Genomic DNA, 19,428 nt, shown 5'->3' on the forward strand with positions numbered 1-19,428 from the left:
GTGCTACCGTTCGACTTGCATGTGTTAGGCCTGCCGCCAGCGTTCAATCTGAGCCATGATCAAACTCTTCAATTTAAGTTTGATGCTCGTGAATTAAACTTCGTAATGAATTACGTATGTTCACTCAGAGACTTGGTATTCATTTTTCGTCTTGCGACGTTAAGAATCCGTATCTTCGAGTGCCCACACAGATTGTCTGATAAATTGTTAAAGAGCAGTGCCGCTTCGCTTTTTCTCAGCGGCGCGGGGTGTGCATATTACGCCATCCCGCTACGAAGTCAAGCATTTAATTTCGCTTTCTTCGCCGAAGTTCTCAGTGGAACCCCGCTGACCCGGCGGCTTGTAATCCGTTGTTCCGTGTCAGTGGAGGCGCATTATAGGGAGTTATTTCAGGCTGACAAGGGGAAATTTAAAATAACTTTCCGAATGCGTATTTTTTCACCAAAACAACCATTAACATGCCATAAAATAAGCAATTTGCCGTTTTTGCAGCCGCAATCACACTCCCTGATGGCATACTAATGAATAAGAAAAAGCGTAAGGAAGAACATTCATGCCTTTAAATGCCCAACAGATAGCTGCCCAAAAGAATCTTTCCTATGTTCTGGCAGAAAAGCTGGCTCAGAGAATATTAAAAGGTGAATACGCACCCGGCGCTATCCTGCCAGGTGAAATTGAGCTGGGCGATCAGTTTGGCGTGAGCCGAACTGCGGTAAGGGAAGCAGTTAAGACATTAACGGCTAAAGGTATGGTATTACCGCGCCCACGTATTGGTACACGCGTTATGCCGCAGGCAAACTGGAACTTCCTCGATCAGGAGCTGCTCACCTGGTGGATGACGGAAGATAATTTCCCACAGGTCATTAAGCACTTTCTGGTGATGCGTATTAGCCTGGAACCTCAAGCTTGTTTACTGGCTGCGACGATTGGTACAGCAGAGCAGAAAGCCCATCTCAATACATTAATGGAAGAGATGGTCGAGCTGAAAAGAAACTTCAGACGCGAACGTTGGATTGAAGTTGATATTGCCTGGCATGAGCACATTTATGAAATGAGCGCGAATCCATTCCTGATATCCTTCGCATCATTGTTCCATTCCGTTTATCAGACCTACTTTACGTCGATTACCTATAACGATGTGGTCAAGCTGGATTTGCACCAGGCCATTGTCGATGCAATAGAAGATAGCGATGGCGAACGCGCATTTGCCGCTTGTCAGGCATTACTGATAGCACCGAACGAGCTCCCGGATAAATAATCTATGTCAGAAAAGAAATCGCGCAGTATGGCTGGATTGCCATGGATAGCCGCCATGGCCTTTTTTATGCAGGCATTAGATGCCACTATCCTCAACACGGCCTTACCCGCAATAGCACATAGTCTTAACCGCTCCCCGCTTGCCATGCAGTCAGCCATTATCAGCTATACCCTGACAGTCGCTATGCTGATCCCGGTGAGTGGATGGTTGGCTGACAGATTCGGGACCCGGCGCGTATTTATGATTGCCGTTAGCCTGTTTACGTTGGGGTCGTTAGCTTGTGCACTTTCCAGCTCATTAAGTGAACTGGTGGTTTTCCGCGTGATACAGGGTATCGGTGGCGCAATGATGATGCCAGTTGCCCGTCTGGCATTATTGCGTGCTTACCCGCGCAGCGAACTACTCCCCGTGCTTAATTTCGTGACCATGCCCGGCCTTGTTGGACCGATTTTAGGTCCGGTACTGGGTGGTGTGCTGGTAACGTGGGCCAGTTGGCACTGGATCTTCCTGATTAATATTCCCATCGGCATTGCCGGTATCTTCTATGCCCGCCAATATATGCCGAACTTCACCACACCACGCCGCGGCTTCGATATGACCGGTTTCTTTCTCTTTGGTCTAAGCCTGGTGCTGTTTTCCAGCGGTGTTGAATTGTTTGGCGAGAAACTTGTTGCCAGTTGGGTCGCACTTGGCATTATTCTCGCCAGCATTGTGTTACTTCTCGCCTACATCCGTCATGCGCGTCGCCATCCGACCCCATTGATTGCGCTTCCTATTTTTAAAACGCGAACCTTTTCTGTTGGCATCGCCGGAAACCTTGCTACTCGCCTGGGGACGGGATGCGTACCTTTCTTAATGCCACTGATGCTGCAGGTAGGCTTTGGATACCCGGCACTCATTGCCGGTTGCATGATGGCTCCGACAGCACTGGGATCAATTCTGGCAAAATCGATGGTGACGCAGGTACTGCGCCGACTCGGCTACCGGACCACACTGGTCGGTATTACAGTGTTTATCGGCCTGATGATTGCACAGTTCTCTTTGCAGTCTCCAGCCATGCCGGTCTGGATGCTAATCCTGCCACTGTTCATTTTAGGTATGGCAATGTCCACCCAGTTTACCTCGATGAATACCATTACTCTGGCAGATTTGACTGATGAGAACGCCAGCAGCGGTAACAGCGTTTTAGCCGTTACGCAGCAGCTGTCTATTAGTTTAGGGGTTGCCATCAGTGCCGCGGTCCTGCGTATCTACGAAGGTATGGAAGGAACCAATACGGTCGAACAGTTCCACTATACCTTTATTACTATGGGCGCGATCACCGTCGTATCGGCGTTGATGTTTATGCTGTTAAGAGCCAAAGATGGGCGCAATTTGATCAAAGAGCGGCATAAGCCTAAACCGACCCCCGCGCCATCAGAACAGGAGTAAGCTGCAAGCGCTGCTGCTGCAATGCGGGCTGTGCCATACGGTGGATTAACACATCAATGGCCAGCTCGCCCAACTCATCTTTCGGTTGGTGAATAGTTGTCAGCGGCGGCGTCATATAGCGCGCCAGTTCTATGTCATCATAACCGACTACCGCCATATCCTGCGGGATACGCAATCCAGACTGATATAAAGCCTGATATGCTCCAACCGCCATCGCGTCATTGCCGGTAAAAACAGCCTGTGGGCGGTCTTTATGCGACAACAGCGTTTGCATAGCTTCAAACCCACCGCCAAACTCGAAGTCACCGGTGATCTCATAACCGTCCGGGATAGCCAGCCCTGCACGCTTCATTGCCGCGCGATACCCCTCCAGACGCAGACGCGCCGGTGTTTTATCCAGAGGGCCCGTGATGCAGGCAATGCGCGTAAACCCTTTTTCGATAAGATGCTGGGTGGCTAAATCCCCACCCAACAGGGAGTTATCCTGAATCAGATCGCTTTCACCATCAAAAGGCGACCAGTCCATCATAACGGTGGGTATAGACGGGTAACGCTGCATGATTTCTCTGGAAGGCTGATGTGTTTCCGTGCAGAGCAGCAGCAAGCCGTCTACCCGCTTTTGCATCAAGGTTTCCAGATTACGGTTCATACGCTGCTCATCACCTTCGGTGTTGCACAACACCAGGCTGTAGCCGCGCTCAAAGCAGCTACGTTCAACACCACGAACCAGCTCAGAATAAAAGGGATTAGTACTGGCTGTGATTAACATACCAATAGTGCGGGTCTGATTCAGTTTGAGACTACGCGCCAACGCGGAAGGCGCATAGTTAAGCGCTTTGATCGCCGCATCAACTTTGTCAGTGATCGCCTCACTGACAAAGCGATCTTTATTAATGACGTGAGAAACCGTCGACGTGGAAACACCCGCCAGGCGGGCAACGTCCTTCATTGTAGCCAAGCGTTACCTCTGTTGACTTAAAAACGCTTCGATTTCTTCACGCCATGGAACGGAAGGCTGTGCACCTTTACGTGTGACCGCAATCGCCGCGGCAGCATGTGCAAAACGGATGGCTTCCGATAGCGGAGTCTCTTCCAGTAACGCCGTGATTAACGCGCCGTTAAAGGTATCTCCGGCAGCGATAGTATCAACAGCATCCACTTTAAACCCGGGCACTCGACGACCTTCACCGTTTACGCTGGCCCACACACCATGACTACCTAAGGTAATCAGTACAGTATGAATACCCTTCGCGTGCAACGCCTGCGCCGCTTTGGCTGCATCTTCATCGTTTTCTACCCGGATCCCCGTCAGCTTCTCAGCTTCGGTTTCATTTGGGGTAATAATATCCACCAGCGCCAGCAACTCGTCGGATAGTTCACGTGCCGGGGCTGGATTCAGGGCAACCGTAGTCTTGTTTTGCTGCGCTATCTTTGCCGCAGCCAACACGCTTTCGATCGGTGATTCTAATTGCATCAGTAACGCAGACGCCTGAGCAATACGGTCACGCTGTGCTTCGACCAACGCCGGAGAAAGTGCAGCATTCGCGCCGGCATGAATACCGATAACGTTCTCACCTTCGGCATTAACAAAAATCAACGCCACACCGGTCGATTCACCCGAAATAACGCTAATCGGGGCAATATCAATATTATCGCGGGCTAACTGTTTACGAACACTTTCGCCAATATCGTCATCACCCGTACAGGCAATGAACGCGATATTCGCGCCACTACGCCCTGCAGCAACCGCCTGATTCGCGCCTTTACCGCCAAACGCCACCTGATATTGGCTACCGGTTACGGTTTCACCCGGTGTCGGGAAAGAGTTAAGGTTGAGGATGTGATCGGCATTAATGCTGCCAAGAACAACGAGGTTGCCTGCGGTTTTCATGTTAGGTATTCCAAGTCAAAGTGCGCCACCGGGTTAGGGTGGCGCGTGCCCTGCTTTTCTTTTTACGCTTTCATCTTCAGAACCAGATCTAACGATGGCGTATTTATGTCTCCATCAGGCCACGAGCGGCCTGAATCGGTATTACTGCTTGATGACCAGCTTCAGGTCAACCGGATATTTAGCCTGAACCTTCTCGCCTTTCAGGACTTTATCCGCAGTCTCAACGCCTTTCGCGCCAATCTGATCCGGCAACTGAGCAATAGTCGCAGCCAGTTTGCCATCATTTACTGCTTTTTCGCCATCAGGTGTGCCGTCAAATCCAACCACCATCACATCAGATTTACCCGCAGTTTGCAGTGCGCGCAATGCACCCAGCGCCATTTCATCGTTCTGGGCAAATACCGCCTGCACATCAGGATGTGCGGTCAGCAGGTTCTGCATAACGTTCAAGCCTTTCGTACGGTCGAAGTCTGCCGGCTGGCTGGCCAGTACGTTAAATTTATGTGCCGCAACGGCCTGCTGGAAACCTTCGCCACGCTCACGCGCCGCGGACGTTCCGGCAATACCCTGCAGCTCGATAACTTTCGCGCCTTCACCGGCTTTTTTCGCGATGTAATCACCCGCAATTTTGCCGCCCAGCACGTTATCAGACGCAATATGGCTTACCACTTCACCTTTAGACGCTACGCGGTCGAGAGTGATAACCGGAATCTTCGCCTGGTTAGCCATCTTCACAGCATTACCCACGGCATCGGAGTCCGTCGGGTTAATCAGCAGTATTTTAGTACCGCGAACCGTTAAATCCTGAACGTTTGCCAGTTCTTTCGCCGGGTTATTCTGTGAATCCAGAATAACCAGGTTATAGCCCAGCTTATCCGCCTCTTTTTGCGCACCATCTTTCAGGGAGACAAAGAACGGGTTATTAAGCGTGGAGACCACCAGCGCAATGGTATCTTTCGCCATCGCATTCGCGCTCACGGTGGCGCTCAGCGCAACAGCAGAAACCAGGGTAGCCAGTTTTTTCATGTTCATATTTAAGATGTCCTGTAATCGTTGTTACTGCTTTTTGTTGTCTACCAGTACCGCCAGCAAAATCACCACCGCTTTGACGATCATCTGGTAATAGGAGGATACACCTAACAAATTCAAACCATTATTGAGGAAACCAAGAATCAATGCGCCGATCAGCGTCCCAACAATTCGTCCTTTGCCACCCGCCAGGCTGGTACCACCTAATACGACCGCAGCGATAGCATCCAGCTCGTAACCGGTACCCGCCGTGGGTTGTGCAGAGGAAAGACGTGCCACTTCAATGATGCCCGCCAGCGAAGCCAGCAGCCCACAGAGTGAATAGACGATGATTTTGATTTTGCTGACGCTGATACCAGACAGACGCGTTGCCGCTTCGTTACCACCCAGCGCATAGATATAACGGCCCAGACGGGTGTGATGCAGCATGTACCACGCCGCCAGGAAGACAATACCCATAATCCACACCGGCGTCGGGACGCCTAACGGACGACCAATACCAAACCAGCCAAACAGGTCGGCGTTGTCGGTAAAGCCGGTATTTACCGGACTGCCGTTGGTGTAGACCATGGTTACACCACGCAGCAGCAGCATCATCACCAGCGTAGCGATAAATGCCTGTACGCGACCTTTTGCGACAATCACCCCGGTTAACGCACCAACAGCAGCGCCCAGCGCCAATGCTGCCGCGACGGCGACCAGCGCGTTGACTTCAATTCCTACAATGGAAGCCGCAACCGCACCAGTGAGCGCCAGCAGGGAACCGACGGACAGATCGATACCCGACGTCAGGATGACCAGCGTCATGCCAACGGCCATAATGGCGTTTACCGACGTTTGCTGGAGAATGTTGAACAGGTTATTAACAGTAAAAAAGTTCGGGCTCATGGTGGAAACAATCGCAATCAGCACTAACAGAGCGATGAGCGACTTTTGCTCCAGAAGCCATGCTTTAGTGAAATAACGGCGACCAGAAACAGCCTGGGTTGTCATCTTTTTTACTCCTGATTCACGCGATTAAGCTTGCCCACAGCGGCAGCCATTAATACTTCCTGAGTGGCCTGCTCGCGAGTGAACTCACCGCCGAGATGCCCTTCATGCATAACGATAATTCGATCGCTCATGCCCAATACTTCTGGCATCTCAGAAGAGACCAGAATGATGCTCAGCCCATCGGCTTTAAACTGATTGATAAGCTGGTAGATTTCTTTCTTGGCGCCAACATCAACGCCGCGTGTTGGCTCATCGAGGATCAGCACTTTGGGTCGGGTCATCAAACCGCGTGCAATCGCCACTTTCTGCTGGTTACCGCCAGAAAGCAGGCCGATAGCCTGTTCCATCGATGGCGTTTTCACATTGAACAGACGAATAAAATCACCTACCGCCTGCTGCTCATCTTTATGCTTCAGGCTTCCGCCGGCACGGCTGAAATAGCGCAACGCGGTCAATGACATATTCTCTTTCACCGACATGCCCAGCACTAAACCATCGCGTTTACGGTCTTCAGAAATATAGACGATACCGTTAGCCAGGCCATCCTGCGGCGAACGGGTGACAACTTCATGGCCATCCAGTGTGACGTAACCGCTGGTACGCGGCAGTGCGCCATACAGGACTTTCATCAATTCGGTTCGCCCGGCCCCCATCAGACCCGATACCCCAAGGATCTCACCTTTGCGCAGCGTGAATGAAACACTGTTCACCCCTGGGCCGCACAGGTTATCGACTTTCAGGCGTACTTCACCCGGCGCTTTATCCAGCCGCGGGTACTGATCTTCCAGCTTACGTCCCACCATCATTTCAATGAGCGAATCTTCGGTTAACGAGGACACTTCACGCTCGGCAATAAACTGTCCATCGCGGAAAACGGTCACGTCATCGCAAATCTCGAAGATCTCTTTCATACGGTGGGAGATATAGACGATACCGCGCCCCTGCGATTTAAGTTCGCGGATCACGCGGAACAGGGATTCCGTTTCGGTATCGGTAAGGGCGTCGGTCGGTTCATCCATAACGATGACCTTCGACTCAAAGCTCAACACTTTGGCAATTTCAACCATCTGCTGATCGCCAATCGACAACTCACCCACCAGCCTGTCGCTTTTAAAACGCAGATTGAGTTTGGCAAGCAGCAGATCGGCTTCGGCATACATCTTCTTCCAGTCTATTTTGCCAAAGCGATTTACAAACTCACGGCCAAGAAAAATGTTCTCAGCGATGGTGAGTTGAGGGATCAGGTTCAGCTCCTGGTGAATAATGCCAATCCCGGCTTCCTGGGAGGATTTTGGGCCGTTGAAGGTGGTTTCTTTCCCCAACCATAATAAAGAACCGGCATCACGGGTATAGATACCGGTCAGTACTTTCATCATGGTGGATTTGCCCGCGCCGTTTTCGCCTACCAGCGCCATTACGCGACCTGGATAGACATTCAATGCGGCGCCAGATAGCGCTTTTACGCCCGGGAACGCTTTATCGATCCCTTTGAGTTGCAGTAATGCGTTCATGATGGCCTCAGAACGTGACGCCAGCACAAAGAATAATATTCGCATACGGAGAACACTCTCCGCTGCGAATTACCGCCTGACTGTCAGCGGTTTGTTTTTTGAAATGCTCATGCGTGGTGTAACGAATTTCTATGGTGTTTCCCTGGTGTTGTTGCAGTTGCTCAATGTGGTTGAGCAACGTTTCGTGGAGTTGCGGATTATGTTGTTTAATTTCCGTCGCGAGAATGGCCGCCTCGACCTGCATTTCACGCGTGACCACATCCAATACCTGCATAAAAGAAGGTACGCCCTGGGTTAATGCCATATCGATACGGGTTGTGCTATTCGGGATGGGTAAACCCGCATCACATACCACCAGCGTATCGGTATGCCCCAGACGGGAGATCACCGATGAAATTTCAGAGTTGAGTACCGTGCCTTTCTTCATTTTCTTTCCCCACTAGCGAAACGTTTCGCTGACGATAAGTTTAGTCTGAAGGGTGCACAGAAAACCACCGCGAGGTTACGAAAATGTGATCGCCATCGAAACGTTTCGCAAGGATTATCATGAGATGAAAAGAAAACTGAGAGGGGTCAAACAAAACGCCCCCTTTCACGATGAAAGAGGGCGTCAACAACATTAAATCTCGACCTGAGTACCGAGTTCAATAACCCGGTTAGGCGGAATTTCAAACTGGTCCGGCGCACGTAGCGCGTTACGCTGCAACAGCAAATACAGCTTACCGCGCAGGCGCAGATACCATGGTCGTTTACCAACAATCAGCGACTCATGCGACATAAAGAAGGAGGTTTCCATCATCCGGCAACTTAAGCCTTCCAGACCACAGCGGTGGAACACTTCCTCAACGTTTGGCGTTTCACGCCAGCCATAACTGGCCACCACGCGCCAGAAGGTAGGCGACAGTTGCTCAATCTGCACTCTACGTACATTGTGTACATAGGGTGCGTCTTCAGTGCGCAACGTCAGCAGAATAACGCGTTCATGCAACACTTTGTTGTGTTTGAGATTATGCAGCAGCGCAAACGGGATGACGTTCAACGCACGGGACATATACACCGCCGTTCCTGGTACACGCACCGGTGGGGATTTCTCCAGCGAGGCAATCATCGCCTCCAGAGAGTTGCCGTGCTCATGCATGCGACGCAGCAGACGGAAGCGTTCGCTTTTCCAGGTCGTCATAATAGTGAACATCACCAGGCCCAGCGAGAGCGGCAACCAGCCGCCTGAAACGAGCTTATCGAGGTTTGCAGAGAATAACGGAACATCGATGCACAGGAACGCGACCAGAATCAGGAAGACGAAGTATTTATTCCAGTGCCAGTTTTGCCGCGCCACAGTCGTCGACAAGATGGACGTCAGCACCATTGTTCCCGTTACCGCAATACCGTACGCAGCAGCCAGATTACTGGAGTGCTCAAAGCTCACTATCACGATAACCACGGCGAAATAAAGCATCCAGTTTACGAAAGGAATATAGATCTGACCCGATTCCATTTCTGAAGTATGGATAATCCGCATCGGCGATAAATACCCCAGACGCACAGCCTGGCGCGTCAGTGAGAATACGCCGGAGATAACCGCCTGAGAGGCGATAACCGTTGCCAGAGCGGCAAGGATCAGCAGCGGAATCAGTGCCCAGTCCGGTGCCAGCAGGAAGAACGGGTTTTTGATCGCTTCGGGATGCTTTAACAACAACGCTCCCTGACCAAAATAATTCAACACCAGCGAAGGCAATACGACGGAGAACCATGCCAGGCGAATCGGTAACTTACCAAAGTGGCCCATATCAGCATACAGCGCTTCAACACCGGTAATCGACAGCACCACCGCGCCCAGCGCAATAAAGGATAGCGTTTTGAATTCCAGGAAGAAATGAACAGCCCAATACGGATTAAGGGCATGCAACACTTCCGGATTCGCAATAATGCTGCGTACACCCAGCACGGCAAGCACGAGGAACCATATCAGCATAATCGGCGCAAACAGCTTACCGACCATGCCGGTACCGTGTTTTTGAATCAAAAACAGCAGGGTAAGTACGATAATAGAGAGAGGAACTATCCAGGTGTCCAGCTGTGGAGCAATAATCTCCAGACCTTCAATCGCCGACATCACCGAAATCGCTGGCGTAATCACCACCTCGCCATAGAAAAAGCTGCCGCCAATCAATCCCATAATCACCAGCATCGAGGTCGTTCTCGCCGACGTATTACGCCCGGCCAACGACATCAACGTCAGGATCCCGCCTTCCCCGGCGTTATCAGCACGCATAACAAATGACAGATATTTAACGGAAACAACCAGGATCAGCAGCCAGAAAATCAGCGAGAGAAAACCAAACACGGCATCACGTTCAACGCCAAAACCAAACTGCCCGGACAAACATTCACGAAGCGTATAAAGTGGGCTGGTACCAATATCACCGTAGACAACCCCAATGGCCGCGAGGGTAATCGCAGACAATGATTGCTTATTATCAGTGCTCATAGACTCGTCTTTCGTTTATACACATCATCGTTCAAGCTACCTCCGCGTTGGCTGCATTCGTTATTCCGCCCATCCCAGGGAATAACTCCATTGCCGCCTTGGTGCAGCTTGATTGATATGGTGTATATATTAGAAATGTGTGCGTCGTCCCTTGGCCCACAAAAAGGCGCACAGTATGCACGATTAATCGCAAAATCGTACCCCTAAATGAGACCAGATTAATCTGGCTCAAAGAAAAATAAACGCGCCTTCAGTCTATTACAGCCCAGGGGCTAAACATCTATACTCGCTGTTTAACGCGGTACATTTGGCGAAAGGACGCCACTTCATTATGGCTCACCCACATTTATTAGCGGAAAGAATTTCCCGTCTGAGCAATGCGCTGGAAAAGGGACTTTATGAACGTAGCCACGCCATTCGCCTGTGTCTGCTGGCCGCACTCAGCGGCGAGAGCGTCTTCTTATTAGGCCCTCCAGGGATCGCGAAAAGCTTAATCGCTCGCCGACTGAAGTTTGCCTTTAAAAATGCCCGAGCTTTCGAATATCTGATGACGCGCTTCTCGACACCTGAAGAGGTCTTTGGCCCGCTATCCATTCAGGCGCTTAAAGACGAAGGTCGCTATGAGCGCTTAACAGCAGGCTACCTTCCGGAAGCCGAAATTGTTTTTCTCGATGAAATCTGGAAAGCAGGCCCGGCCATTCTCAACACCCTGCTTACCGCCATTAACGAACGCCACTTCCGCAACGGTGCACACGAGGAGAAAATCCCGATGCGCCTGCTGGTCGCGGCCTCTAACGAACTACCTGAAGCGGACAGCAGCCTGGAAGCATTGTATGACCGTATGCTGATTCGCCTGTGGCTGGATAAAGTCCAGGACAAGGCTAACTTCCGATCTATGCTGTTAAGCCAGCAGGATGAAAGTGACAACCCTGTTCCAACAACGTTACAAGTGACGGATGAAGAGTACTACCAGTGGCAAAAAGACATTGGCAAAATCACGCTTCCCGATCGTGTATTTGAATTGATTTTCACCCTGCGTCAGCAACTGGATGCGCTACCGAACGCACCCTACGTCTCTGACCGTCGCTGGAAAAAAGCAATCCGCTTACTCCAGGCCAGCGCCTTCTTTAGCGGGCGCGATGCCGTTGCACCTATCGACCTTATTCTACTGAAAGATTGCTTATGGTATGACGCGCAAAGCCTGAATCTGATGCAGCAACAAATCGAAATATTGATGACCGGGCACGCCTGGCAGCAGCAGACAATGTTGACTCGCCTTGGGGCAATAATGCAGCGTCGCATCCAGCTACAGCAGCAGCAAAGTGATAAAACAGCGTTCACGGTGATTCGTCAGGGCGGAATGTTCAGCCGCCGTCCTCATTATGATTTACCTCCGGAAGCCAACACTTCCGTACTGACACTGCTACTGCAAAAACCCCTAAAGCTGCACGATATGGACGTTATCCATATTACCTTTGAACGCGGCGCTCTGGAGCTGTGGCTGACTAAAGGCGGCGAGATCCGCGGAAAATTAAACGGTATCGGATTTGCCCAGACGCTGAACATGGAAGTCGACAGCGCTCAGCACCTGGTCGTACGCGACGTCAGCTTGCAAGGTTCTCGACTGGCGTTACCCGGTGCATCAGAAGAAGGCATGCCCAGTGAGATAAAACAGCAGCTTGAAGCGCTCGACAACGAATGGCACCAGCAGCACAGCGAATTCAGTGAACAGCAAAAATGTCTGTTTATCCATAGTGACTGGTTAGGCCGCATTGAAGCCAGCCTGCAGGACGTCGGTACACAGATCCGACAGGCACAACAATGCTGACCCTTGATACGCTGAATATCATGCTGGCGGTCGGCGAAGAGGGGATGATCGAAGAGATGATCATCGCACTGCTGGCTTCCCCGCAGATGGCGGTCTTTTTCAAAAAATTTCCCCGGCTAAAAAAAGCGATTACTGACGATGTTCCCCGCTGGCGTGAAGCGTTACGTAGCCGCCTCAAAGATACCCACGTACCGCCGGAGCTAACAGAAGAGGTAATGTGCTATCAGCAAAGCCAGCTCCTCTCCACTCCGCAGTTTATCGTCCAGCTACCGCAAATCTTAGCGCTCCTGCACCGACTCCACTCACCATGGGCTGGGCAAGCGCAGCAACTGGTCGATGACAACAGTACTTTTACGCCCGCACTGCATACACTATTTCTCCAGCGCTGGCGCCTGAGCCTGGTGGTTCAAACCACCACGCTCAATCAGCAGCTACTGGAAGAAGAACGCGAACAGTTGCTCAGTGAAGTGCAGGAACGGATGACGCTCAGTGGCCAACTGGAACCTGTGCTGGCGGAAAATGACAACGCAGCGGGTCGTTTGTGGGACATGAGCGCAGGTCAAATCAAGCGCGGTGATTATCAGCTGATGGTGAAATACGGTGAGTTTCTAACGCAACAACCCGAACTTCAACGTCTGGCCGAACAGTTGGGGCGCTCCAGAGAAGCGAAATCCGTGCCGCGTAAAGATGCGCCAATGGAAACATTCCGTACGCTGGTGCGTGAACCGGCCACCGTCCCGGAACAGGTGGATGGCATTCAACAAAGCGATGATATCCTGCGTTTACTCCCCCCCGAACTGGCCACGTTGGGTATTACCGAACTGGAATATGAGTTCTATCGGCGGCTGGTGGAAAAGCAGCTCCTGACATACCGCCTGCATGGAGAAGCCTGGCGCGAGAAAGTCACAGAGCGGCCGGTTATACACCAGGATTTTGACGAACAACCTCGTGGACCGTTTATTGTCTGTGTCGATACCTCGGGATCGATGGGCGGATTTAACGAACAGTGTGCGAAAGCCTTTTGCCTCGCACTCATGCGCGTTGCACTCGCCGATAACCGTCGCTGTTTCATCATGCTATTTTCAACAGAAGTCGTGCGCTATGAGCTATCCGGTCCGGAAGGCATTGAGCAGGCAATCCGTTTTTTAAGCCAGCGTTTTCGCGGCGGTACTGACATTGCCAGTTGCTTTCGCGCCATTATTGAACGTATGCAAGGTCGGGAATGGTTTGATGCAGATGCGGTGGTGATTTCGGATTTTATCGCCCAGCGATTACCCGATGAAGTTGTCAACAAAGTGGGGGAATTACAGCGGGTACATCAGCACCGTTTTCATGCGGTCGCGATGTCAGCACACGGCAAACCCGGCATCATGCGCATTTTCGATCATATCTGGCGCTTTGATACCGGGATGCGAAGCCGCCTGCTCAGACGCTGGCGGCGTTAATTTTTTACAGCAGAGAAGCGACGCTTTCACGGACCTGTGCAGGCCACACACCGCACTGAACCTGGCCAATGTGCGGCAACTGCAGCAGCAGCATAGTCAGGCGTGACTGCCCAATACCGCCGCCAATGGTCTGCGGCATTTCGCCACGCAACAGTGCCTGGTGCCACTCCAGACTCAGGCGGTCTTCATCACCGGTCAGAGCAAGCTGGTGTTTCAGCGCATCGGCATCCACGCGGATCCCCATCGAAGACAGTTCAAACGCATCTTCCAGAACAGGGTTCCACACCAGGATATCACCGTTCAGACCAGCATGGCCCAGCTCGGAAGCGGAACTCCAGTCATCATAATCCGGAGCACGAACGTCATGACGGTGACCGTCGCTAAGTTTGCCGCCGATCCCGACCAGGAACACCGCGCCCAGCTCTTTTGCGATCGCACGTTCACGACCTTTTGCATCAAGATCCGGGTAGCGAGATAACAGCTCCTGGCTATGCACAAAGTGGATCTGCTCTGGCAGGAACGGTGCCAGACCAAATTCTTTGCTTACCGCAGCTTCGGTTGCCTTAATTCCCGCCCAGATAGCCTCTACTGTGCTTTTCAGAGTGGAGAATTGACGCTCACCGTCACCCATAACGCGCTCCCAGTCCCACTGGTCAACATAGACCGAGTGAAGCGGAGAGAGACGGTCCTCATCCGGGCGCAGAGCTTTCATATGCGTGTACAGCCCCTCGCCCGCGCTGAAGTCGTGTTGTCCCAGCGTTTGACGCTTCCACTTCGCCAGTGAATGAACCACTTCGAACTGAGCGTCTGGTAATGCTTTCACTTTCACCTGCACCGCTTTTTCACAGCCAGACAAGTTATCCTGCGTGCCATCTCCTACGCGGCTGAGGATCGGTGCCTGAACTTCGATCAGACCTAAACGCTCCTCCAGTTGACGAGAAAAATGAGATTTCACGAAGCTAATTTGACGTTGTTTGGCAATGTAAGCGGTTTTCATTATGTTTACTCCTGTGTCCTGTTGCCTATGATTAAGCAACAGAATGGAGGTAATATTCAATAATCAACAAACAAAAAGCCGACTTCGATTTTGATTCATTAAAATTAACGTCTAAAATAGAAAGAATCATTAATCTACATAAGAAAAACCTATGGAAAATTATCAGATCGACAATCTGGACCGCGGCATCCTTGATGCCCTGATGGAAAATGCCCGTACCGCCTACGCCGAACTGGCAAAACAGTTTGGTGTCAGCCCGGGTACCATCCACGTACGCGTTGAAAAGATGAAGCAGGCTGGGATCATTACCGGCGCACGTATTGATGTCAGTCCAAAACAACTGGGTTATGACGTCGGCTGCTTTATTGGCATCATCCTGAAAAGTGCTAAGGATTATCCATCTGCATTAGCCAGACTGGAAAGTCTCGATGAAGTGACCGAGGCGTATTACACCACCGGACATTACAGCATCTTTATTAAGGTGATGTGTAAATCTATCGATGCTCTGCAACAAGTACTTATCAACAAGATCCAAACAATTGATGAAATTCAATCCACAGAAACCTTGATCGTCTTGCAGAACCCGATCATGCGTACTATCAAGCCATGATCGCTTTTTTTAATCCCCTATTTTTCCACAGGTAGATCCCAGCTCGCTCACAGCGTACAATGCTGCCTCTTCATCGAGGTAGCGATCAATGGCAGATATCACTCTTATCAGCGGCAGCACGCTTGGCAGTGCGGAATATGTAGCAGAACATTTGGCTGAAAAGCTGGATGACGCTGGTTTTTCCAGCGAAATACTGCATGGACCGATGCTCGACGAGGTTCCAACTCAAGGGGTCTGGCTGGTAATCAGCTCAACGCACGGTGCGGGAGACATTCCTGATAACCTGCAACCTTTATATGACGCATTGCGCGAGCAGAAACCGGATCTTTCGCAGGTACGCTTTGGTGCCATCGGCATTGGTAGCCGTGAATATGACACGTTCTGCGGTGCGATTGACAAGCTGGAAGCTGAACTGAAGGCCTGCGGGGCGAAACAGATCGGTGAAACGCTCAGGATCAACGTACTGGAACATGAGATTCCGGAAGATCCGGCTGAAATTTGGTTGGGATCCTGGCATCCATTGCTCAGAGATTTGTAAAGATCGTACTTTTTTATGTGGATAACTCTGGTTAAAAGCTTGGATCAACCGGTAGTTATCCAAAGAATAACTGTTGTTCAGTTTTTGAGTTGTGTATAACCCTTCATTCTGATCCCAGCTTATACGGACCAGGATCACCGATCATTCACAGCTAATGATCCTCAACAACCCGTTGATCTTATTCAAAGGATCGCCCTTATCCACAGATAGTTGCGATCCTAATAAGAGATCACAATAAAACAGATCTCTAAATAAAAAGATCTTCTTTTTAATACCCAGGATCCGAGGTCTTTCTCCATCGACTAAAGTTGAGTAGAATCCACGGCCCGGGCTTCAATCCATTTTCACACCGCGTTATGCGAGGCAATTACCATGTTTTATCAGGATCCTTTTGACGTCATCATCATTGGCGGGGGTCATGCAGGCACCGAGGCCGCAATGGCCGCGGCGCGAATGGGTCAACAGACTCTGCTTTTGACACACAATATCGACACTCTGGGGCAAATGAGCTGCAACCCAGCGATTGGCGGCATTGGGAAGGGACACCTGGTAAAAGAAGTGGATGCGCTTGGCGGCCTGATGGCAACCGCGATCGACCATGCCGGCATCCAGTTTAGGATACTAAACGCCAGCAAAGGCCCGGCAGTTCGCGCCACTCGTGCTCAGGCGGATCGCGTGCTCTATCGTCAGGCGGTACGTACTGCGTTGGAGAACCAGCCGAATCTGATGATCTTCCAGCAAGCGGTTGAAGATCTGATTGTTGAAAACGATCGTGTTGTGGGTGCGGTGACTCAGATGGGTCTGAAGTTCCGTGCTAAAGCGGTTGTATTAACCGTAGGGACCTTCCTCGACGGAAAAATTCACATTGGTCTGGACAACTACAGCGGTGGCCGTGCAGGCGATCCGCCGTCTATTCCACTGTCACGTCGCCTGCGTGAGCTTCCGCTGCGCGTTAGTCGTTTGAAAACAGGTACACCGCCGCGTATTGATGCGCGTACCATCGATTTCAGCGTACTTGGCCAGCAAAACAGCGATAACCCGATGCCGGTCTTTTCGTTCCTTGGCGATGTTTCTCAACATCCGCGCCAGATGCCGTGCTACATCACGCATACTAACGAGAAAACCCATGACGTGATCCGTAATAACCTCGATCGTAGCCCGATGTATGCTGGCGTGATCGAAGGTATCGGCCCACGTTACTGCCCGTCGATCGAAGACAAAGTGATGCGCTTTGCCGATCGTAACCAGCACCAGATCTTCCTTGAACCGGAAGGTCTGACGTCTAACGAAATTTACCCGAACGGTATTTCCACCAGCCTGCCGTTTGACGTGCAGATGCAAATTGTCCGCTCCATGCAGGGGATGGAAAACGCCAAAATTGTTCGTCCTGGCTATGCTATTGAATATGATTTCTTCGATCCACGCGACCTGAAGCCAACTCTGGAAAGTAAATTCATTCAGGGTCTGTTCTTTGCCGGTCAGATTAACGGTACAACCGGTTACGAAGAAGCCGCCGCGCAAGGTTTGCTGGCGGGTCTGAACGCTGCACGCTTGTCCGCTGACAAAGAGGGGTGGGCTCCTGCGCGTTCTCAGGCCTATCTTGGTGTGCTGGTGGATGACCTGTGTACGTTGGGCACTAAAGAACCGTACCGCATGTTTACTTCGCGCGCAGAATACCGTTTGATGCTGCGCGAAGATAACGCCGATCTCCGTCTGACCGAAATTGGTCGTGAACTGGGTCTGGTGGGGGATGAACGCTGGGCGCGCTTCAATGAAAAACTGGAACGCATCGAACAAGAACGTCAGCGTTTGAAATCAACCTGGGTGAACCCGCTTGCTGAATCTGCTGCGGAAGTGAACGCGCACCTGGCAACGCCGCTGTCACGCGAGGCCAGTGGTGAAGATCTGCTGCGTCGTCCGGACATGACCTATGCGCAGCTGACATCATTGTCCGCATTTGCACCAGCGCTTGATGATCCTCAGGCGGCTGAACAGGTTGAGATTCAGGTTAAGTACGAAGGTTATATTGCCCGTCAGCAGGATGAAATCGAAAGACAACAGCGCAATGAGAACACGTTGCTGCCTGCGACTCTGGATTATCGTCAGGTTTCCGGTTTGTCGAATGAAGTTATTGCCAAGCTGAACGATCACAAACCTGTGTCAATCGGCCAGGCATCGCGCATTTCTGGTGTCACGCCTGCCGCCATCTCCATTCTGCTGGTTTGGCTGAAAAAACAAGGTATGCTGCGCCGTAGCGCTTAATCACACTATTTGGGCGGGGGCGCTACGCTTGCCCGCCCTGCAAATTTGTCGACCCGATAAGCTATAGCGCAGCGGGTAATTGATTATTAACAGGTAACGACCGTGCTCAACAAACTCTCTCGTCTGCTGGCTGATGCTGGTATTTCTCTTACCGATCACCAGAAAAATCAGCTGATTGCGTATGTCGATATGCTGCACAAATGGAATAAAGCGTACAACCTGACATCGGTGCGGGACCCCAACGAAATGCTGGTGCGCCATATTCTGGACAGCATTGTTGTTGCCCCCCATCTGCTGGGCGAGCGTTTTATTGATGTCGGCACGGGACCGGGCTTACCGGGAATTCCACTTTCTATCGTGCGTCCTGAGGCGCATTTTACTCTGCTGGATAGTCTGGGAAAACGCGTACGCTTTCTGCGTCAGGTACAACATGAGCTTAAACTGGACAACATCACTCCAGTACAAAGCAGGGTAGAAGAATTCCCTTCCGAGCCACCTTTTGATGGCGTGATAAGTCGTGCTTTTGCGTCTCTTAACGACATGCTGAGCTGGTGCCACCATTTACCCGGTCAGAACGGGCGTTTTTATGCTTTAAAAGGGCAATTACCGGAAGATGAGATCGCCACACTGCCTGCGGCGTTCAGCGTAGAATCAGTTGTAAAATTACGGGTTCCGCAACTGGATGGTGAGCGCCATTTGGTGGTTATTAAGCCAAACAAAATTTAATATTTATCAAAAAAAACAGAAAAAAAGCAGCCCTGCAGGTGTTAAATACCGGGGGTTATAGAGGGGGGAAGTGGTGTTACATTTCACCTCTGTCTTACTGTTTTGCATCATAACTATAACGTACCGTTTTTTGTTAAAAGCGAAACAAGTCAACTGTGAAAATATCAGTCTGCTAAAAATAGAACCTAAGAATCACCGTTTTGTGTTAATTATTTATTATAAATGTCAATGAGCGGTTTTTTTGTTGTTAGGGTCTATTTCTAAAATAGTGACGATTTTTACGCTTAAATATCAAAAAGATGAAAAGGCATCATTTGCCACGTAAATTAATTGTGCGAAGGTGAATATGTTCAATATGTGATCTGGTGCACGCTTTGTCGCCAGTGTTTACGCGGTATTTGCAGTTTTGCATGATCGTTCA

The 19,428-nt window shown here is 50.9% G+C and carries 16 protein-coding genes and 1 rRNA gene; 8 read left to right on the forward strand and 9 right to left on the reverse strand.

What is annotated here, in order from left to right; all coding sequences use genetic code 11:
* Positions 1-75, reverse strand: a 16S ribosomal RNA gene (locus tag NNO08_RS09795); the annotation flags it as partial.
* A gap of 478 nt (positions 76-553) precedes the next feature.
* Here NNO08_RS09795 and NNO08_RS09800 point away from each other — a divergent pair.
* Together NNO08_RS09800 and mdtD are read left to right on the forward strand one after the other, a co-directional pair.
* Positions 554-1,258 (forward strand): FadR/GntR family transcriptional regulator, encoded by a 705-nt coding sequence (locus NNO08_RS09800; protein ID WP_101742141.1) that lies wholly within the window; start codon positions 554-556, stop codon positions 1,256-1,258.
* Positions 1,259-1,261: 3 nt separating this feature from the next.
* On the forward strand, positions 1,262-2,689 hold the full coding sequence (gene mdtD / locus NNO08_RS09805) for a multidrug transporter subunit MdtD (protein ID WP_271456641.1): 1,428 nt from the start codon (positions 1,262-1,264) through the stop codon (positions 2,687-2,689).
* Here mdtD and rbsR read toward each other — a convergent pair.
* The 7 genes from rbsR to kup all read right to left on the reverse strand — a co-directional run bounded on the left by rbsR (position 2,655) and on the right by kup (position 10,601).
* A complete protein-coding gene (gene rbsR / locus NNO08_RS09810) occupies positions 2,655-3,647 on the reverse strand; it encodes a ribose operon transcriptional repressor RbsR (protein WP_137381323.1) in 993 nt (330 codons plus the stop codon). The genes mdtD and rbsR overlap by 35 nt on opposite strands.
* 3 nt (positions 3,648-3,650) lie before the next feature.
* Complete coding sequence (gene rbsK, locus NNO08_RS09815; protein ID WP_271456642.1) at positions 3,651-4,580, reverse strand: ribokinase; 930 nt, start codon at positions 4,578-4,580, stop codon at positions 3,651-3,653.
* A gap of 141 nt (positions 4,581-4,721) precedes the next feature.
* A complete protein-coding gene (gene rbsB, locus NNO08_RS09820) occupies positions 4,722-5,612 on the reverse strand; it encodes a ribose ABC transporter substrate-binding protein RbsB (RefSeq protein WP_003023760.1) in 891 nt (296 codons plus the stop codon).
* 24 nt (positions 5,613-5,636) lie between these two features.
* Positions 5,637-6,602 (reverse strand): ribose ABC transporter permease, encoded by a 966-nt coding sequence (gene rbsC / locus NNO08_RS09825; protein ID WP_137381321.1) that lies wholly within the window; start codon positions 6,600-6,602, stop codon positions 5,637-5,639.
* Positions 6,603-6,607: 5 nt separating this feature from the next.
* Entirely contained in the window at positions 6,608-8,113 is a 1,506-nt protein-coding gene (rbsA, locus tag NNO08_RS09830) for a ribose ABC transporter ATP-binding protein RbsA (protein ID WP_271449739.1), read from the reverse strand.
* 7 nt (positions 8,114-8,120) lie between these two features.
* The gene (gene rbsD / locus NNO08_RS09835; protein WP_271449740.1) at positions 8,121-8,540 is read right to left on the reverse strand and encodes a D-ribose pyranase; all 420 of its coding nucleotides are present in this window, start codon (positions 8,538-8,540) and stop codon (positions 8,121-8,123) included.
* A gap of 192 nt (positions 8,541-8,732) precedes the next feature.
* Positions 8,733-10,601, reverse strand: coding sequence for a low affinity potassium transporter Kup (gene kup, locus NNO08_RS09840; RefSeq protein ID WP_048213793.1), 1,869 nt, complete (start codon positions 10,599-10,601; stop codon positions 8,733-8,735).
* Positions 10,602-10,932: 331 nt separating this feature from the next.
* Between kup and ravA the strand changes: the two genes are divergently transcribed.
* Both ravA and viaA read left to right on the forward strand, forming a co-directional pair.
* Positions 10,933-12,429 (forward strand): ATPase RavA, encoded by a 1,497-nt coding sequence (ravA, locus tag NNO08_RS09845; RefSeq protein ID WP_271456643.1) that lies wholly within the window; start codon positions 10,933-10,935, stop codon positions 12,427-12,429.
* Positions 12,423-13,874, forward strand: a complete 1,452-nt coding sequence (gene viaA / locus NNO08_RS09850) for an ATPase RavA stimulator ViaA (RefSeq protein ID WP_137381317.1) — start codon at positions 12,423-12,425, stop codon at positions 13,872-13,874. Before ravA ends, viaA begins: the two co-directional genes overlap by 7 nt.
* A gap of 4 nt (positions 13,875-13,878) precedes the next feature.
* Here the strand turns inward: viaA and asnA are convergent, their stop codons facing one another.
* A complete protein-coding gene (gene asnA / locus NNO08_RS09855) occupies positions 13,879-14,871 on the reverse strand; it encodes an aspartate--ammonia ligase (RefSeq protein ID WP_005121446.1) in 993 nt (330 codons plus the stop codon).
* 151 nt (positions 14,872-15,022) lie between these two features.
* Here asnA and asnC point away from each other — a divergent pair, with 151 nt between their 5' ends.
* The 4 genes from asnC (at position 15,023) to rsmG (ending at position 19,007) form a co-directional block, all read left to right on the forward strand.
* On the forward strand, positions 15,023-15,481 hold the full coding sequence (asnC, locus tag NNO08_RS09860) for a transcriptional regulator AsnC (RefSeq protein ID WP_003023780.1): 459 nt from the start codon (positions 15,023-15,025) through the stop codon (positions 15,479-15,481).
* Positions 15,482-15,569: 88 nt separating this feature from the next.
* Entirely contained in the window at positions 15,570-16,019 is a 450-nt protein-coding gene (mioC, locus tag NNO08_RS09865) for an FMN-binding protein MioC (RefSeq protein ID WP_048213790.1), read from the forward strand.
* Between the two features lie 372 nt (positions 16,020-16,391).
* Positions 16,392-18,281, forward strand: coding sequence for a tRNA uridine-5-carboxymethylaminomethyl(34) synthesis enzyme MnmG (gene mnmG, locus NNO08_RS09870; protein WP_271442569.1), 1,890 nt, complete (start codon positions 16,392-16,394; stop codon positions 18,279-18,281).
* A 102-nt stretch (positions 18,282-18,383) separates the two neighbouring features.
* Positions 18,384-19,007 carry a 16S rRNA (guanine(527)-N(7))-methyltransferase RsmG gene (gene rsmG, locus NNO08_RS09875; protein WP_271456644.1) on the forward strand — a complete coding sequence of 208 codons (624 nt, stop codon included), beginning with the start codon at positions 18,384-18,386 and terminating at the stop codon, positions 19,005-19,007.
* Positions 19,008-19,428 lie beyond the last annotated feature (421 nt).

Origin of the sequence: Citrobacter sp. Igbk 17, from assembly GCF_028069775.1 — a bacterium.
In the GTDB taxonomy this organism is placed as follows: Bacteria; Pseudomonadota; Gammaproteobacteria; order Enterobacterales; family Enterobacteriaceae; genus Citrobacter.

What these genes read in the sequence shown, in the direction of transcription:
- rbsB (WP_003023760.1), bottom strand. Translation starts at nt 5,612, where the DNA reads ATGAACATGAAAAAACTGGCTACCCTGGTTTCTGCTGTTGCGCTGAGC.
- asnA (WP_005121446.1), bottom strand. Translation starts at nt 14,871, where the DNA reads ATGAAAACCGCTTACATTGCCAAACAACGTCAAATTAGCTTCGTGAAA.
- NNO08_RS09800 (WP_101742141.1), top strand. Translation starts at nt 554, where the DNA reads ATGCCTTTAAATGCCCAACAGATAGCTGCCCAAAAGAATCTTTCCTAT.
- rbsK (WP_271456642.1), bottom strand. Translation starts at nt 4,580, where the DNA reads ATGAAAACCGCAGGCAACCTCGTTGTTCTTGGCAGCATTAATGCCGAT.
- mnmG (WP_271442569.1), top strand. Translation starts at nt 16,392, where the DNA reads ATGTTTTATCAGGATCCTTTTGACGTCATCATCATTGGCGGGGGTCAT.
- mioC (WP_048213790.1), top strand. Translation starts at nt 15,570, where the DNA reads ATGGCAGATATCACTCTTATCAGCGGCAGCACGCTTGGCAGTGCGGAA.
- rbsD (WP_271449740.1), bottom strand. Translation starts at nt 8,540, where the DNA reads ATGAAGAAAGGCACGGTACTCAACTCTGAAATTTCATCGGTGATCTCC.
- ravA (WP_271456643.1), top strand. Translation starts at nt 10,933, where the DNA reads ATGGCTCACCCACATTTATTAGCGGAAAGAATTTCCCGTCTGAGCAAT.
- rbsA (WP_271449739.1), bottom strand. Translation starts at nt 8,113, where the DNA reads ATGAACGCATTACTGCAACTCAAAGGGATCGATAAAGCGTTCCCGGGC.
- rbsC (WP_137381321.1), bottom strand. Translation starts at nt 6,602, where the DNA reads ATGACAACCCAGGCTGTTTCTGGTCGCCGTTATTTCACTAAAGCATGG.
- asnC (WP_003023780.1), top strand. Translation starts at nt 15,023, where the DNA reads ATGGAAAATTATCAGATCGACAATCTGGACCGCGGCATCCTTGATGCC.
- kup (WP_048213793.1), bottom strand. Translation starts at nt 10,601, where the DNA reads ATGAGCACTGATAATAAGCAATCATTGTCTGCGATTACCCTCGCGGCC.
- viaA (WP_137381317.1), top strand. Translation starts at nt 12,423, where the DNA reads ATGCTGACCCTTGATACGCTGAATATCATGCTGGCGGTCGGCGAAGAG.
- mdtD (WP_271456641.1), top strand. Translation starts at nt 1,262, where the DNA reads ATGTCAGAAAAGAAATCGCGCAGTATGGCTGGATTGCCATGGATAGCC.